The 16003-nt window shown below is 59.4% G+C and carries 13 protein-coding genes; 12 read left to right on the top strand and 1 reads right to left on the bottom strand.

Features of this window, described 5'->3' with window-relative positions; all coding sequences use genetic code 11:
- Nucleotides 1-28: 28 nt before the first annotated feature.
- The 7 genes from ACFO3S_RS04785 (at nt 29) to ACFO3S_RS04755 (ending at nt 8978) form a co-directional block, all read left to right on the top strand.
- A complete protein-coding gene (locus tag ACFO3S_RS04785) occupies nt 29-943 on the top strand; it encodes a helix-turn-helix domain-containing protein (RefSeq protein ID WP_378092842.1) in 915 nt (304 codons plus the stop codon).
- Nucleotides 944-966: 23 nt separating this feature from the next.
- Nucleotides 967-1929, top strand: coding sequence for an ROK family protein (locus ACFO3S_RS04780; protein ID WP_378093166.1), 963 nt, complete (start codon nt 967-969; stop codon nt 1927-1929).
- Nucleotides 1930-2323: 394 nt separating this feature from the next.
- Nucleotides 2324-3214, top strand: a complete 891-nt coding sequence (locus tag ACFO3S_RS04775) for a carbohydrate ABC transporter permease (RefSeq protein WP_378092840.1) — start codon at nt 2324-2326, stop codon at nt 3212-3214.
- Nucleotides 3214-4047, top strand: a complete 834-nt coding sequence (locus ACFO3S_RS04770) for a carbohydrate ABC transporter permease (protein ID WP_378092838.1) — start codon at nt 3214-3216, stop codon at nt 4045-4047. The genes ACFO3S_RS04775 and ACFO3S_RS04770 overlap by 1 nt, the downstream gene beginning before the upstream one ends.
- 85 nt (nt 4048-4132) lie before the next feature.
- The gene (locus tag ACFO3S_RS04765; RefSeq protein WP_378092836.1) at nt 4133-5449 is read left to right on the top strand and encodes an ABC transporter substrate-binding protein; all 1317 of its coding nucleotides are present in this window, start codon (nt 4133-4135) and stop codon (nt 5447-5449) included.
- Between the two features lie 110 nt (nt 5450-5559).
- The gene (locus tag ACFO3S_RS04760) at nt 5560-7365 is read left to right on the top strand and encodes a cache domain-containing sensor histidine kinase (protein WP_378092834.1); all 1806 of its coding nucleotides are present in this window, start codon (nt 5560-5562) and stop codon (nt 7363-7365) included.
- Complete coding sequence (locus tag ACFO3S_RS04755) at nt 7362-8978, top strand: AraC family transcriptional regulator (protein WP_378092832.1); 1617 nt, start codon at nt 7362-7364, stop codon at nt 8976-8978. Before ACFO3S_RS04760 ends, ACFO3S_RS04755 begins: the two co-directional genes overlap by 4 nt.
- Before the next feature lie 55 nt (nt 8979-9033).
- Here the strand turns inward: ACFO3S_RS04755 and ACFO3S_RS04750 are convergent, their stop codons facing one another.
- Nucleotides 9034-9867, bottom strand: coding sequence for a phytanoyl-CoA dioxygenase family protein (locus ACFO3S_RS04750; RefSeq protein ID WP_378092830.1), 834 nt, complete (start codon nt 9865-9867; stop codon nt 9034-9036).
- A gap of 127 nt (nt 9868-9994) precedes the next feature.
- On the opposite strand from ACFO3S_RS04750, the gene ACFO3S_RS04745 reads away from it, so the two are divergent.
- The 5 genes from ACFO3S_RS04745 to ACFO3S_RS04725 all read left to right on the top strand — a co-directional run bounded on the left by ACFO3S_RS04745 (nt 9995) and on the right by ACFO3S_RS04725 (nt 15966).
- Entirely contained in the window at nt 9995-10879 is an 885-nt protein-coding gene (locus ACFO3S_RS04745; RefSeq protein WP_378092828.1) for a helix-turn-helix domain-containing protein, read from the top strand.
- Nucleotides 10880-11045: 166 nt separating this feature from the next.
- Nucleotides 11046-12353: an ABC transporter substrate-binding protein gene (locus ACFO3S_RS04740; protein WP_378092826.1), complete on the top strand. Its 1308-nt coding sequence runs from the start codon at nt 11046-11048 to the stop codon at nt 12351-12353.
- Nucleotides 12354-12450: 97 nt separating this feature from the next.
- Nucleotides 12451-13344 (top strand): carbohydrate ABC transporter permease, encoded by an 894-nt coding sequence (locus ACFO3S_RS04735; protein WP_378092824.1) that lies wholly within the window; start codon nt 12451-12453, stop codon nt 13342-13344.
- 3 nt (nt 13345-13347) lie between these two features.
- Nucleotides 13348-14187 carry a carbohydrate ABC transporter permease gene (locus ACFO3S_RS04730; protein WP_378092822.1) on the top strand — a complete coding sequence of 280 codons (840 nt, stop codon included), beginning with the start codon at nt 13348-13350 and terminating at the stop codon, nt 14185-14187.
- 27 nt (nt 14188-14214) lie between these two features.
- On the top strand, nt 14215-15966 hold the full coding sequence (locus ACFO3S_RS04725; protein ID WP_378092820.1) for a family 43 glycosylhydrolase: 1752 nt from the start codon (nt 14215-14217) through the stop codon (nt 15964-15966).
- The last annotated feature ends 37 nt before the right edge of the window (nt 15967-16003 follow it).

The following is a 16003-nucleotide window of genomic DNA, read 5'->3' as shown; positions in this document are numbered from 1 at the left end:
CAATGTAGGCATGAAAGGGGTGCCTGGCATGTCGTTGGAATGGATGCCTTCCGCCGTCGATCTGAACCGCGTTCGCTTCGTTAGATCCGGCGACTTCGTCGTGAAACCGGGCTGGGTATACGGCCCGGTCCGTTTGGACAGCTATCAGATCGTGTATTTTCCGACCGGATCCGAAACCCGGTACGTCAGCACGGATAAATCGTTCGTACTGGGCAAACCGTGCGTCATCATCACGCCTCCGGGGGAGACGTACTCTTACGAGTTCGACAAGGCTCACCCGGTCAGGCATTTGTTCCTCACGTTTTATCTCGACTGGACGGCGGTCGGGAATCCGGAAGAGGAGCGGCGGGAGGAATCCGTCTTCCTGCATTCCGTCGAAGAGACGTTCGTTCCCCAGCTCATGAAGCAGATCTTGTTTCTGTCGAGCAAAAAAGTGTACTTGTGGGAAGAGCGCTGCAAGCTGCTGCTGCTCTCGGCGCTGGCGGAGCTGGAAGGGCTCAAGGGGATGCCTTCGCCCAAGTCGGCTCCGGTCTTCGATACGAAGCATTCCCTTCCCGTGCTGAAGGCGCTCGATTATATCGACCGCCATTTGACGGAGCCGATTACGGTTGTCCGCTTGGCCCAGGAAGCCGGCTGGAGCCATGAGCATTTTACCCGCAAGTTCGTGCAGTATACCGGAATCTCGCCTCAGAAGGCGATTCTGATGCGGCGGATCGACAGGGCGTGCCAGCTACTCGTAACGGAGGGACGAAGCATCTCGGAAATCGCCTACGCGGTAGGCTTCCAAAGCGTGCACTATTTTTACAGATCGTTCATGAGCGTGAAGGGGGTTACCGCATCCCGGTATCGACAGCAGTTCTCCGCGCCTCATCTGAAGCATTTGTCTCCGGTTAACGAGTTGGAAACGTCCTATCCTCTTAACCATTATTATTACTACAACTGAAAGGACGTGAACGCTTGTCCGGCATGGAGTGGGCATTGGGCGTCGACATCGGCGGCACGAACGTGAAGACAGGTTTCGTGAACCGCGAAGGAACGTTGAAGGGGTTCCGTTCGTTCCCGACGCCCAGAACGAAAAGCGGCATCCTGGACGTTCCGAAGCTGGCGAACGAAGTGGCCGGGCGATTCGGCGAAGCCCCCGGCGGAGGGAAAGTCGCTGGCGCTGGAATCGGCGTGCCCGGGCTGCTGAACGAGGAGCGCACCGTGGTTCGGTATGCGGTCAACTTGGGCTTGGCGGACGTGCCGCTGCCTTCGCTGCTTCAAGAAAGGTGGAACGTCCCGGTTGCGCTGGACAGCGACGTCATTATGGGGGCGCTGGGGGAGAAGCTCGGCGGCGCGGCCGCGGAGTGCGGCCGTTTCCTGTACGTCGGCATCGGGACAGGCGTCGGCGCCTGCCTGATCGAGAGGGACGGCGTCTACCGGAATCCGATGGGCGGGCCGCTCAATATCGGACATATGGCCGTCTATCCTGACGGCATCCCCTGCGCATGCGGCAATCAAGGCTGCCTGGAGAGGTATGTGTCCGGGCTCGGCTTGGTCGAGCGATACGGTGCGGAGCCGCCGCGCGTCGGCGGCCACAACGAGCGGGCGAGTCCGGTTGGCGGGAACGAGAGGACGGTCGAACGGATTTGCGCCCTGGCGGACCAGGGGGACCCGTTAGCCCGGAGGCTGCTGACCGAAGCCGGACGGGCTCTGGGCATCGCTTTCGCGAACCTGTTCCAGCTGTTCGGTGAATGCCCGATCGTCGTTGGCGGAGGGTTGAGCCGTATCCGCGCACTGATGCTCGAGAGTGCCGTGCGGGAGCTTGCTCGCCGCGGGCGATCGGCGCTGACGCATCCGCCGGAGGTCCGCCCGGCCGCGCAGCCCGACCGGGCGGGCGTCATGGGCGCCGGGAGCGCCGCATTCGCTCGCTTCGGGCCAGCCGAATGAACGGCGAAGAATCGCGAAGCTTATCCGCAAAATAGAGAAGGTTCAAGAAACCGTTCCTTACGTAAATGGAGGGTCCACTTCCATTTGCCGAGGAGCGGTTTTTTGCGGCAAGGGGCTTGTCCCTTCGTCCCTTTAGAGACGGCGGGCGGACAGCCCCTTTGCTCTGATCGCATCCCGGCTACGGGGGGATCGACGCGCACGCGTCTTCGCGACGAGGCGTTACGGGCAATCGTGGTGATCCGCTTCAGCCCGGAATTATTCGGATTATTCCACTTTTTCAGTCGAATACGTCCCGCGCGCAGGCGGGAGCCCATCCCCTAGAATAATAACAAGATAACGGCGACGACCCCGGCAGCCGTTTCTGTCGCAACGGGGGATTACACGAAGGAGGCGAATGCCGGTGTCCGGCTACAAAGCCAGAATTAAGCTCTTCCACGATGCCGTGTTTATTGGACCGGCCTTGCTCTTTTTTATCGCCATGACGCTGCTCCCTTTTCTGTTCGGGTTCTACTACTCCCTGACGTCCTGGAACGGGGTTAGCGGCCACGCGGACTGGGTCGGCTTCGACAACTTCGTCCGACTGTTCACCCAAGACGACCGCTTCGGGCAGGCGTTCTGGTTCACGTTCCGATTTATGCTGATTTCGCTGCTGCTCAGCAACCTGATCGGCTTCAGCTTTGCCCTCGCTCTTACCCGGAATTTGAAGCTGACGAACGTTTTTCGCGTCTCTTTCTTCATGCCGAACATATTGGCCGGCTTGCTGCTCGGGTTCATCTGGCAGTTCATCTTCTTGAGAGGCTTCCCGTCGATCGGAGAGGCAACGGGGTGGTCCTTCTTCCAGCTTAGCTGGCTCGGCGACGCGTCGACCGGATTCTGGGGGATGGTCATCGTTTTCGTCTGGCAGATTAGCGGCTACTTGATGGTCATCTACATCTCGGCGCTGCAGAATGTCGATTCGTCCGTGCTGGAAGCCGCTCGCATCGACGGCGCGGGGGGACTTCGCTCCCTGACCCGGATCGTGCTTCCGCTGATCATGCCGTCGATTACCGTATGCCTGTTTCTGTCCCTGTCGATTTCGTTTAAGGTGTTCGATCTGAACTTGTCGCTGACGAACGGAGGGCCGTTCCACTCGACGGAATCGGTCACTATGAACATCTATAACGAGGCGTTCCAGAACAACCGGTACGGACTTGGAAGCGCCAAGGCGGTCATCTTCTTCCTGGTCGTCTCGGCTATCACGCTTCTACAGGTTACGCTGACGAAGCGGCGGGAGGTGCAGATGTAATGGTCGGAAACCGGTATTCGCGCCAAACGCTGCTGCTGGAATTGGCGATTCTCGCCTGTGCGCTCGTGTTCTTGTATCCTCTCTACCTCGTCGTCCTGAACGCGTTCAAGACGTTCCCGGACATTATGAGCCGGTCGGCCCATTGGCCGGACGCGTTCATTATCGACAATTTCGTTCGCGCCTGGAAGGCGACGGACTTCCCGAAGGTGCTGTCCAATTCCGTTTTCGTCACCGTCCTGAGCAACGCGGGCATCGTCCTGCTCAGCTCAATGGCTGCCTGGAGGCTGGCAAGGCGAGCGGGCAAAGGCAGCCAGCTCGTGCTGCTATTGTTCGTATCCAGCATGGTCATTCCGTTTCAGTCGATCATGATTCCGCTCATGCAGATCGGAGGCAAATTAAACCTGATCGGAAGTCTTCCGGGATTGGTCGTTCTCTACTTCGGGCTGGGCGTTCCGTTCACGATCTTCCTGTATCACGGCTTCGTCAAGTCCATTCCGCTGGAGATCGAGGAATCCGCGATCATTGACGGCTGCGGCATGCAGGGGTTGTTCTGGAAAATCGTATTCCCGCTGCTGAAGCCGATTACGATGACAGCGGTCATTCTGAACAGTCTGTGGATCTGGAACGACTTCCTGCTTCCCGTCATGGTGCTGCACGAAGCGAAAATGTACACGATTCCACTTGCACTTTATTCCTTCTTCGCCCAATACGCCAAGCAGTGGGACATGGCGCTGGCGACGCTGGTCATGTCGATGACGCCGATCATCGTGTTGTTCCTCGCCCTTCAGAGGTACATTATCCGCGGAATTACGGCCGGATCGGTTAAAGGCTGAACGGGGTCGATCGACGGGGTGGCATTCTTTTCCACAGGAAAAGATTCACATAGGCTTTTATAATGAAAATTGGGGAGGAAATGCAATGAACAAACGTTGGACAGGGTTTGCCGCGACCGCGCTAATCGCGTCGCTTCTGGCCGGGTGCGGCGCGAACGGCGGGGAGAATGCGGGCAGTCCCGATACGGGCGGCGCGACCGCCTCGGAATCGCCGCCGCAGCCGGCGGGCGAGGTTCAGGAGGTGCGGGTGTTTCATTTCATGGTGGACATCGCCGAGCCGTTTAACGCCATGACGGCGGAGTTCGAGAAGGAGCATCCCAATATCAAGATCGTCAACGATATTATCGGCGGCAGCGCCGACTGGAAATCCGATTTGAAAACCCGGTTCGCCGCCGGGCAAGGCCCGGATATCTTCGCGGTAGACGGGCCTTCGATGCTGAGCCTGTGGCAATCGCGGATCGTCGATCTTTCCGGAGAGCCTTGGGCCGAGCACGCGCTTCCGTTCGCGAAGAACGCGGCGACGCTCGACGGCAAGCTGTACGGCATGCCTTACAATCTGCAGGGCTTCGGACTCGTGTACAATAAAGATTTGTTCGAGAAGGCAGGCATTGCCGAGCTGCCGAAGACGCTGACGGAGCTGGAAGCGGTCGCGGAGAAGCTTCAAGGCGCGGGCATTACGCCGTTCGGCAACGGCTATGGGGAATGGTGGATTCTCGGCATGCAGCAGATGAACATCGCGTTCGCCCAGCAGGACGATCCGGACAAGTTCGTCCAGGATCTGACGGCGGGGACGGCTACAATGAAGGGCAATCCGTATTTTGAGGACTATAAGAAGTTCCTCGATCTGACGCTGAAATACGGATACGCCAACCCGCTCACAACGGATTACAAGACGCAGGAGACGCTGCTCGCCAACGGCGAGGTGGCGATGATACACCAGGGGGATTGGGCGGAAATGCCGCTTCGGCAGATGAACCCGGATCTCGGCAGCATCGGCCTGATGCCGGTGCCGATCAACGACGATGCCGAGCGGATGGACCGTCTTCAAGTCGGAACGCCGATGTTCTGGGCCGTTAACAAGGATTCCAAGTCGATCGAAGCGGCGAAGACGTTCCTGGACTGGATGGTCAGCTCGGAGACTGGCCAGAAGTATCTGGCCAAGGACTTCCAATTCATTCCCGCCTACGACAACATTCCGGCCGACGGCTTAAGCTCGCTATCGCAGGAAGTGGTGAAATATTCGCAAGCGAACCAGACGATACCGTGGAGCTTTAACCAATGGCCGGACGGAACGTACAACGAGTTTTACGCGCTCATCCAAGGATACGTGGCCAACAAGCTCGATTACGAGCTGGCGCTCGATAAGATGGACGAGGCCTGGAAAAACTTGAGCCAGAAATAAGAAGCCGGCGTGCTTCTTCGAAACAAACCTTAAGCTTTCGGGCTTACGGTTTGTTTTGCCTTTCCCGCACGGAATGCGGCCGACATCGAAGAAAAAGGGAGGCGCGGCCGATGGTGGCCATCCGTTCCAGCATCCGCAATAAACTGATCGCGCTGCTGCTGCTTGCGACGGTGGTGCCGTTCGGCGTGGCCATCGTGTTCAACTATCAGCTGACCAGCCGCTCCGTCGTCGAACAGACGCTGCAGGAGAACATCAATCTGCTGTCCGAAGGTCACCGCAACATCGACGCATATCTAAAGCGGATCGACCAGCTCGGCTTGTCGCTCTATACGAACGCGGCCGCCAACAATTTGTTCCGGAGAGAAATTTCCAGCGACGACACGTTGTCCGCAGGCGTGAAGGATATATTGCTGACGGTTATTCGATCGAGTCCCCATATCCGGAGAGTCGAGCTGTATATGCGGCGCTCGGGTCTGACGTTCGTCCTCACCCCCTCTCTGTGGAGACAGTATAAGCAGGACGAAAGGGCGGAAGGCGGCTATGCGCGGGCGTTCGAAGACCCGTACCGCGGCCATTTCGGCCCGGATGGATCGAACGAAGGGCTATTTACGTACCGGCGGGCTTTCGTAGACATTCCGGGAGACGACGTGCTCGGCTATTTGACGATTACGATCGACGTCAAGGAGCTTGAGGAGTTGGTGAGGGACTTGTACGTGCCGGGCAAGAGCGAGTTTATGCTGCTGAATCCGGAAGGGGAAGCGCTGTTCCGGTCCGCCGCTTCGGAAGAAATGCCTCCGGGCGACTGGCTGGAACGCATTCGGCGGGAGAATCGGCCGAGCGGCCACTGGAGCCGGGAGGACGCCGATTTCCGGGGCATCATCGTCTACAATCGCCTCCAGCAGACGAACGAGGGCTGGTTGTTGGTCAAGCAGGTTCCTTACGAGACGCTGAACCGGAACGCGCGCGAGATCGTCAAGATGAATTTGTGGATTGGGGGGTTGGCCCTTGTGCTGGCCGTAGCGGCCACGCTGATCGTCTCGTTCAGGATCACCCGGCCGCTTCAGGTGCTCGTCCGCAATATCCGGAACATCAAGAAGGGCAACATGCAGGTCGATTTCGACCGACTCGGCAGCGACGAGATCGGCATCGTCGGCGATCAGTTCAAGTCCATGGTCGAGACGATCCGTTCTCTGATGATCAAGGAATACAAGCTGGAAATTCAGAACAAGACGCAGCAGCTCAATACGCTGCAGGCCCAGTTGAATCCCCATTTTCTGAACAACGCCCTGCAATCGACCGCGGCGCTCGCGTACGAGAACGGGGACTACGAGGTCTACCGGCTCGTTCGGTCGCTGTCGAAGATGATGCGCTACAGCATGGACTTCGAAGAAGAGCGAGTGCCGCTCTCCAAGGAAATCGAGCATGTTCAAGCCTATCTCGAGCTGCAGAAGCACCGCTTTGAGGAGCGGTTGAGCGTCGAGATCGAGGCGGACCGGCAGAACGACGGCTGGTTCGTGCCGAAAATGACGATACAACCGCTGGTGGAAAACTATTTCAAGCATGCGTTCGACCGTCAAGCGGGAAACGGTCATTTGGGCATAAGCGTCGGGAAGATCGAGACCGCCGGCGGACCCCGGCTGCAAATCGTTGTGGAGGATAACGGACAAGGGATGGACGAAGCGGAGATGGCGAGCGTAATGCAGGCCGTGCATCGGCAGCCCGACCGGCACGAGCCTTACGGGAAGGTCGGCTTGGTGAATCTGTTTCGCCGCATTCGGCTGTATTACGGAGAGTCAGCGGAGATGGGGATGGAGAATCGCGAGGGCGGCGGATTTCGGGTAACGCTGCTGCTGCCGGAACGTATGGAAGAACGGGACAGCTCGTTGTTGTTCGGCATCGGGGAGGAAGGGACATGAAGGCCATTATCGTGGACGACGAACGGCGTACCCGGAAGTTTCTCGGCATGGCCATCGATTGGCGCTCGCTTGGCATTACGGAAGTGCTGGAGGCCGCGGACGGCGATGAAGCCTATCGCTTGATTGTGGAAAAGCGGCCGACGATTATTCTGACCGACATGCGGATGCCCAACAAGGACGGCGTCGATCTGCTGCGGCTTCTGCGGGAGCTTCCGTATCCGCATAAGACGATCGTGATCAGCGGCTACGAGGATTACGCGTTCCTGAAAAAGACGATTGAGTACGGGGGCTTCGATTATTTCATCAAGCCGATCGACGAGTCCGAAGTGTACGACAGGCTGAAGGACGCGCTGCGGGAGCTAAAACAGGAAAACGATAAAGCGGTCGCACTGCTTGGCAACGCCCGGGCGATAAACGAGCGGAGGCTGATGCTGAGGGACAGCTTGCTGACGCAGATCGCGGACCGTTCGGCGGCCATTCCGGCGGGCGAGGCCGAGGAACTGCTGGGCGACGAATGGCGGCTCTGGCAGGGCCGTCCGTATACGCTCTGCATGTGCCGGATCCAGGAGCGGGCAGGGCGCATCGAGAGAGCTTTCTCGGACAGGAAGGATCTGCTGTATTTCTCGATCATGAACGTCGCCGGCGAATTGCTCGACTTCCCGAGGAGGGGGACGGCCTTTCGCTACCAGTCGGAAGAAGGCGTCATCGTGCTGCTGCTCTTCGATTTGAGCGACGCGAAGGGGGTCTGCGGAGAACTGACCCGCACGATGCTTCGCACGTTCGGCATCCGCATCGAGATCGCGCTCTCTTCCCGGCGCGTTTTCCCGGACGAGATGGCGAGGGCGTTCGAAGAGGCGGAGGCGGTGCGCCAAAGCGTCAACCATCTGCGCCCCGAGCCGGACGGCGTGTATGCGGAAGCTTCGGAGCCGGCGGGAATGCTGTCTCTTCTGCAGGAGGAACGGGAGCTAAGGATGATCCTGTTCGGGCGAAGCCGGAGCGATATCCGGCGGTTCCTGTCCGGGCTGCTCTCCGGCTGCGCGCAGGCGGGCTTCCTGACGACCCGGCAGATTTTATGGTGGGAGCAGGAGTTGAAATGGCTGAAGGAGCTTTACGCTGGAGCGGGACGGCCGGAAGAAGGCTTGGGCGCTGCAGACGATCGCTCGCTTGTGTACTGGGACGATACGGGGGCGTTCGCTTTGGAGCGGCTGGCGGAGAGTCTGGAAAACCGCCTGCTGCGGCTGGCCGAGGAAATCGGCCGATTGCAGGGACGGGAACGAAAGGAAACGATCTACGAGGTCCGGGATTATCTGAAGCGGCATTACCACGAGCCGCTGATGATCAAGGACGTGTCCGCGCAATTTTTCATGAATTCGGAGTACGTGGCCCGCTTGTTTAAGCAGGAGTTCGGAATCGGCATCAAGGAATTTGTCACCGAGCTGCGCATGAACCACGCCAGGCTGCTGCTCGGCAATCCTTATCTGAAGGTCGGGGAAATCGCAGATCAGGTCGGCTTCGCGGACGAGAAGTACTTCAGCAAAGTGTTCAAGAAGGAAACCGGGCTCACACCCCAGCAATTCCGCAGATCGGACAAAGGCAGCCCTGACGAGGAATAGGCCGAGAGGCCGAAGCAAGCCCGGATGACGCAGGGTTTACTTCGGCCTCCCGGCCTTAGTCTTCTCGGCGATAGACGACCGGGTTGAGCGGGCTCGCCGCCGGTTCGCCCGGTTTGCAGCCCGGAAGGCTGAGCTCCAGCGCGTTCCGGTGAACGTTGCTTTGGGGCTCTATCACTTTAGCGTCGTCGGCCATGTAGATGACGGTCATTACCTTGCGCATGTGTTCCGTCGGATTTCCGGGGGCGCTATGCAGCGTCCAGCCTGCATGAAACGTCGCGTCTCCCGGCGCCATCGCGCCGTAATTGACCTGGGGAATTCCCTTGGCTTCGATATACTGTCCCAGCGTGCTGTGGGACTCGTCGGAAATGACCAGTCGGCTCACGTAACCCTTCGTGTGGGTGCCTGAAGCGAAAGTCATCGAGCCGATCTCTTCCGAGATGGGGACGAGCGGCATCCACATCGTGATGGTCTGATCCGTGTCCAGCGGCCAATAGATCTGGTCCTGATGCCAGGGCGTATGCCCGCCTCCCGGTTCCTTAAACAGCGCTTGATCGTGGTACAGGCGAACGCCTCGAACGCCCATGAGATCGGCCGCGATCTTCGCGAAGCGCCGGGCTAATGTGAAGCGCCGGATCGCCTCGCTTTTCGTCCACAGATTGCCGACTTGAATGAACGCCTTGCCGTAAGTGTCCCGTTGGCTCAGAGGTTTGTCGTGATGGTTCAGCTTGCGTACGACCTCCGAAATGATCGGTTCGTACGCGTCCGTCTCCGAGGGGGTCATCACCTGCTTCAAGCGAATGTGCCCGTCTTGTCGATAAAGGGCGAGCTGCGTGTCGCTCAGCGGATAATCCGAGATCAACTCGGGCGGTTCATGGTTGTCGATGCTCATGTTCATGGCCTCCTTTTGATTCGATGGATATAGAATAGCGAATCGGAGGCCGCAAGTCGTTATCCCGGCTGTCTGATTTCGTTGTCCAATATGACCGGGATTCGCCGGTCGGAGAGAGGGATCCGAGATGCATACGCTCGAAGAATGGATGTCCGCCCAGCTCGTCGTTCCTTACCTGCGGCACTGCGATTTGCCCGTCCGGCAGCCGTGGAAGTACGCGGCCAGACGCAATCTGCTCGACTACTTGCTGATTTACGTCGAAGAAGGGACGCTCGAGGTTTGTGCCGAAGGGGAAGAGCTTCTGTTGGAGGCGGGCGATTTTTGTTTGCTGCAGCCCGGCACCGTTCATACGCTGGCCGGAATCACGAGAACGAACACGCCTTATGCCCATCTTGATCTTTTCTATCAGGATCGGAGAACGGAAAGCTTCGCGACTTTGCCCGGCCAGGTCGATCTCTCTCCGTTCGAGAGGCTGATGCAGCCGAGGCTTAACGGCATGCCCGGCGTCCGCGTTCCCGTGAAGCTGGCTCCGCGCTATCCCGAGCGCTTCCGCGAGCTTTTGGTCGGGACGATCGAACGATGGCTGGAGCCGGACGGGCTGTCCCGATTGGATGCCCAGCATATGGCCATGGAATTGGTGCGGCAATTGATTCGCGATCATTATCGGGCCCGACCGGACACGGAAAGAAGGGGACCGTTCTCCCCTGATTGGGTGACTCCGTTTCTGTCCTATCGGCTGACGGATCCGCTGTCCGTCGAGGAACTGGCGCGCCGGGCGCACCTTTCCCCTTCTCGCTTCCGTTATTTGTTTCGGGAGCACTTCGGCATGCCTCCCCGCCGCTATCTGACACAGCTGCGACTGCGCTACGCCGCGGAACTGCTGGAGACGACGGCCTATCCGTTGGAGAAAGTGGCGGCTTACTGCGGCTTCGCCGACAAGCATCATTTCTCCAAAGCCTTCAAGCAGGCGATGCGGGTAACGCCGGGCGCGTATCGTTCGGGCTTTCGCTAAGACGTCCGGCCGCCGGCCTCAGCGCTCCGCCGGCCTTGACGCTTGCCGACGATCTTAAGAAATGTCCACAATCCCTAAACGAAGTGCGTATTTTTCTTCGGTCGGAAAGCGCTACGATGGTGCCATGCCAAGCGCATCACACTACCGATCGAGGGGGATTAGAAGCATGAAACACATACGGTTAAGCTTTGCCCGCGCGTTCCTGGCGCTGTCGATGGCGGCTCTGGTGCTCGCCGCATGCGGCGGCGGCAATGAAGGAGGGTCGGCCGCTCCGGAGGGGAGCTCCGCCGCCTCCGGGGGCGGCTCTGCAGCTGCAGGAGGCGGCAAGAAGACGGAATTCCTGTTCTGGACGCCGTTCTCAGGCGCGGACGGCGCCTTCATGAAGGACATCGTCGAGAAGTACAACGCTTCCCAGGACAGCTACAAGATCAACTTCGTCATTCAGCCTAGCGGCGAATATTACAAGCAGCTTGACGTCGCGCTAAGCGCAGGCAAGGAAAGCCCGGATTTGGCGATCATGCACGTGGACCAGATTCCGACTTACGCGAGCAAGGGCCAACTGCAGCCGATGGACGGCATCGCCGCCCAGGCCGGCATGGCCAAATCCGATTATGTCGAGGCTCCCGTCGAATATTCGACGATCGAGGACCAGTGGTACGGAATCCCGCTCGACATTCATCCGCTGGTCATGTATTACAACAAGGATCTGTTCGAAGCGGCGGGCGTTACGGCTCCGCCGACGAACCGCGCCGAGTTCGAGGACGCGGCGAAGAAGCTGACGGACGAGGGCAAGGGCCAGTACGGCTACGTCGTGCCGACGCTCTGGCCGCAGCAGTTCATCTTCCCGACGCTTGTCTGGCAGAATGGCGGCGAGCTGTGGGACGGCACGGACGTCGCGTACAATTCTCCGGAGGCGGTTGAGATGGTCGCATGGCTCCGCGGCCTGATCGACGAAGGGATTTCCCCGGCCAACGTTCAGCAGGACGGCGAGAACACGCTGTTCCTGCAAGGCAAGAACGCGATTCAGTTCAACGGTCCGTGGATGAAATCGCAGTTCGACGAGGCCGGTCTGAACTACGGCATCGCGCCGGTGCCGCAAATCGGCAAAGCCAAGCAAGCCGTCTATGCGGGCTCCCACAGCTTCGTCATTCCGAAAAATACGACCGACGAGAGCGTGCTCGCCGGCATCGGCGACTTCCTGAAATACGTCGCGAGCAATTCCCTGGCCTGGGCCGAGTCCGGCCAGGCGCTCGCCTCCAAGCCGATGCTGGACAGCGCGGAGTTCAAAGCGCTGCCGCAAAGCTCGGTCGCCGACAGCTTCGCCTACGTCCAGTTCGCGCCGAACGTGCTGAACTGGGGAACGATTATCGAGCCGGTGTGGGGCGAGATCAACAACGCGCTGCTCGGCAAGAAGGATCCGCAGAAGGCGCTTGACGAAGCGGTCGCCAAGTCCCGCCAGGCTATGGGCAAGTAAAAACCGGCCGGCAACCGGTCCGCCGACGAAGGAGACGGGAATTCCGGAAGGGATGCCCCGTCTTCTTTGGCCATGAATCCGAAGGAGGAAATCCGCGATGAATACCGGCTGGCAATCCCGCATCAGCTCGTCGCTGTTCGTTCTGCCCTACCTGATCAGCTTCTCCGTCTTTTTGCTCTTTCCGATCGGTTACGGATTCTACATCAGCTTGCACGAGTTTGAGCTGCTGTCCGAATCCCACCGGTTCGTGGGCTTCGCTCATTACGTCAACCTGTTCGCTTCCGGCGCCTACCTGAACAGCTTGTTCTTCCGGGGACTGTGGGCGACGGTTCAGTTCGTCCTGTATTCCGTGCCGCTTCTGATCGCCGTCGGTCTTGCTCTGGCTCTGCTCGTCAATGCGCTGCCGGGCAGCATTCGCAGCTGGTTTCGCACCGTCTACTTCATGCCGTATGCCGTATCGGCTTCGGTCATGGCGGTCATCTGGCTGATGATGTACGATACGAACGCGGGCTTGATCAACAGCATGCTCGGCAAGCTCGGCATCGATCCGATTCCGTGGCTGACGAGCGAGCCTTGGGTGTGGGCGGCGCTCGTGTCGACGACGCTGTGGTGGACGATCGGCTTTAACATGATCATTTTTATCAACGCGTTGAATCAGGTTCCCGAAGACTATTACGAGGCGGCTTCGATCGACGGGGCCGGTTCGTGGCGCAAATTCGCCAGCATTACGCTGCCCTCTATTCGCCCGGTCATGCTGTTCGTGATGATCACGTCGACGATCGCCTCCTTCAATATTTACGCCCAGCCGTTCCTGCTGACCCGCGGCGGACCGGGAGACACGACGAAGGTGCTGCTGATGAACGTGCTCGACCAGGCGTTCATCCGGAGGGAAGTCGGCTCCGCTTCGGCGATGGCGATTCTGATGGCGCTCCTGATCATGATCGTATCGGTCGTTCAGTACCGCGTCACTTACGGCAGGAAGGAGGAGTAGACGGTGCATTCGCGAAAGCTGAGAACGTTCGTCCTGGTCGCGGCTGCGGCTGCGGTGGCCCTCGTGTTCCTCCTGCCGCTCGTCTGGATGCTTTCCACTTCGATGAAGAACGATTTCGAGGCGCTGTCCGGCAAGATGAATTTTATTCCGAAGAAGCCGACTCTCGACAACTACATCGACGGCATCAGCGGCGAGCTCATGAACGTGCCGATCGTCCGCTGGATTGCGAACTCCCTGTCGGTCGGCGTGGCCGGCACGGCGATCGTGCTGTTCATCGATTCCTTGGCGGCGTACGCGCTGGCGCGGTTGAAGGACCTTCCGTTCCGCCGAACGCTGCTGTCCATGTTCATCGCTTCGCTGATGATTCCCGGGGTGCTGACCTTTCTTCCGATGTACATGCAGTTCAACGCTTTCGGACTGATCAACACCTACTCGGCGCTCGTGCTTCCCTATACGGCCGGCGCGTTCGGCGTTTTCCTGCTGCTGCAGTTTTTCTCTTCCTTTCCGAAGGAGATCGAAGAAGCGGCGAGAATCGACGGCGCGAATAAGTGGCAGGTGTATTGGAGAATTCTGATGCCGGCGTCCGTATCGATCATGGTGACGCTCGGAATTTTTACGTTCATGGGCATCTACAACGACTTCGTCTGGCCGCTCTACGCCACGACCTCGCCCGAAATGCGCACGATTACGGGCGGCATCGCGATGATGGCGCAGGGCAGCTATGTGCAGGCATACGGCAAGCTGATGGCAATGACGACCATCGCCACCATTCCGATGCTGCTCATCTTCATGGTCGGGCAGCGCTCGTTCGTGAAGGCCATTACGCAGAGTGCGGTCAAATAACCGGCCAGGCAGGGGAGGACGGACAAGATGAGGCGCAAGACGATTCTGATCTCGATCGCAGCAGTCGCGGCGGCTTTGGCCGTCGCTGCCGCCTTCGTCTGGCGGACAGGAGGAAGCATGAGCCATTCCGAAGCGGTCCGATATTCCGGACACGGAGGCACCTTCAAGAACACGCTTGCGGATCTGGACACGCCCGATCCGAGCGTCGTGTATAGAGACGGCTTTTACTATATGACTTTTACGCATAACGGCGCCGATATTATGGTAATGAAATCCCGGACGCTGGACTTTAAGCAGGCGCAGAGGAAGGTCGTCTGGTATCCGCCGGTCGACACGATGTACTCCGCGAATCTGTGGGCGCCCGAGATTCAGTATTTGCGGGGAAAATGGTACATTTATTTCGCTGCGGACGACGGGGCGAACGAGAATCACCGGATGTACGCGCTCGAAGCCGAGACGGACGATCCGCTCGGTCCTTACGCCTTCAAGGGGAAGGTGGCCGACGACACGGACAAATGGGCGATCGACGGTCTCGTTCTCGAGCAGGACGAGAAGCTGTATTTCGTATGGTCCGGCTGGGAGGGCGACGTTAACGTGCAGCAGAACACGTATATCGCTCCGATGAGCGATCCTCTCACGATCAGCGGTCCGCGCGTGAAGATCGGCGAGCCGGACCTGGAATGGGAGAGGGCGGGAGGGCCGCCGTATATTCACGAGGGCCAGTCGATTCTGCAGCGCGACGGAAGAACGCATATCGTCTATTCCGGCGCCGGAAGCTGGACGCCCTTCTACAGTCTGGGCCTGCTCTCGCTAGCCCCCGGGGCGGATCCGCTGATCGCCTCGAACTGGACCAAAGGAGACGGGCCGATTCTGACGATGGACGATGAAGCGGGCGTATACGGCCCGGGACATAACTCGTTCGTCCCCTCCCCCGACGGAACGGAGACCTGGATCGTCTATCACGCCACGACCGGCATTAGCGACGGCTGGAACAATCGGAAGGCCCGCGCTCAACCGGTGTTCTGGAACGACGAAGGGCTGCCGGAGATCGGCAAGCCGCTCTCGCTGGATACGGCCATCCCGGTGCCCTCCTCCGACGGAGTGTTCCGGGCGGAGCATGCGAGCCGCGAAGGCGGGAAGCTGACGTTCGATCTGATTCCGGCGTCTGTGGATACGAGCGCGCCGCTTCTGCTGCATTACCGGAATGAGACGGGCGGTCCGGCGGAGGTCGCGGTGGAGACGGACGGCGAAGAGCCGGTTGTTGTGCGGCTTCCGGCAGCGGAAGAAGGCCAGACGGGGTACGCTTACGCTTCGATCCGGCTTCGGTCCGGAATGAACGAGATCTCCGTCTCCTTCCCCGATGAGAAGGAGGGCTTGCAGCTGCTGGCGATCGAGCTTCCCCGCTACGAAGCGGAGAACGCGCACGCCGAAGGGGAAGCCGCTGCGGAGAGCAATCCGTTCGCGTCCGGTTGGGGCGTGACGAGGCTCGCGGGAAGCACGGGAAGCTTGGCGCGCTTCGACCGCGTGAACGTGCCCGCCGCGGGGGTGTATCGCGTGAAGCTCGCCGTCGCGAATCCGTCCGCCGAGGAGCTGACGCTCGTCGCGACGGTTAACGGCGCTCGCCGCGGCGAGAAGCTGAGGCTGGTTCGAACCGAACGGAACGAATACGCGCTTGCGGAAGCGAGATGGACGTTGCAGGCGGGCTCGAATGAAATTACACTGAAACTCGAACAGGCGGGAGCGGCTGTCCTCGTCGATTATATGGATGTCATCCGATAAAGGGCAGGTCTTTCGAGATTGTCAGCTTAGGCGGGAG

Origin of the sequence: Cohnella hongkongensis (genome assembly GCF_042654645.1) — a bacterium.
GTDB classification, from domain to species: Bacteria; Bacillota; Bacilli; order Paenibacillales; family Paenibacillaceae; genus Cohnella; species Cohnella hongkongensis.
The sequence above is the reverse complement of the archived record's forward strand: the minus strand, read 5'-3'. Positions and strand labels throughout refer to the sequence as shown.

Bases quoted from the DNA above. Each gene is read 5' to 3' on its own strand.
- ACFO3S_RS04745 (WP_378092828.1), top strand. From the start codon at position 9,995: ATGCATACGCTCGAAGAATGGATGTCCGCCCAGCTCGTCGTTCCTTAC.
- ACFO3S_RS04785 (WP_378092842.1), top strand. From the start codon at position 29: ATGTCGTTGGAATGGATGCCTTCCGCCGTCGATCTGAACCGCGTTCGC.
- ACFO3S_RS04765 (WP_378092836.1), top strand. From the start codon at position 4,133: ATGAACAAACGTTGGACAGGGTTTGCCGCGACCGCGCTAATCGCGTCG.
- ACFO3S_RS04775 (WP_378092840.1), top strand. From the start codon at position 2,324: ATGCCGGTGTCCGGCTACAAAGCCAGAATTAAGCTCTTCCACGATGCC.
- ACFO3S_RS04755 (WP_378092832.1), top strand. From the start codon at position 7,362: ATGAAGGCCATTATCGTGGACGACGAACGGCGTACCCGGAAGTTTCTC.
- ACFO3S_RS04780 (WP_378093166.1), top strand. From the start codon at position 967: ATGGAGTGGGCATTGGGCGTCGACATCGGCGGCACGAACGTGAAGACA.
- ACFO3S_RS04740 (WP_378092826.1), top strand. From the start codon at position 11,046: ATGAAACACATACGGTTAAGCTTTGCCCGCGCGTTCCTGGCGCTGTCG.
- ACFO3S_RS04750 (WP_378092830.1), bottom strand. From the start codon at position 9,867: ATGAGCATCGACAACCATGAACCGCCCGAGTTGATCTCGGATTATCCG.
- ACFO3S_RS04770 (WP_378092838.1), top strand. From the start codon at position 3,214: ATGGTCGGAAACCGGTATTCGCGCCAAACGCTGCTGCTGGAATTGGCG.
- ACFO3S_RS04760 (WP_378092834.1), top strand. From the start codon at position 5,560: ATGGTGGCCATCCGTTCCAGCATCCGCAATAAACTGATCGCGCTGCTG.
- ACFO3S_RS04725 (WP_378092820.1), top strand. From the start codon at position 14,215: ATGAGGCGCAAGACGATTCTGATCTCGATCGCAGCAGTCGCGGCGGCT.
- ACFO3S_RS04735 (WP_378092824.1), top strand. From the start codon at position 12,451: ATGAATACCGGCTGGCAATCCCGCATCAGCTCGTCGCTGTTCGTTCTG.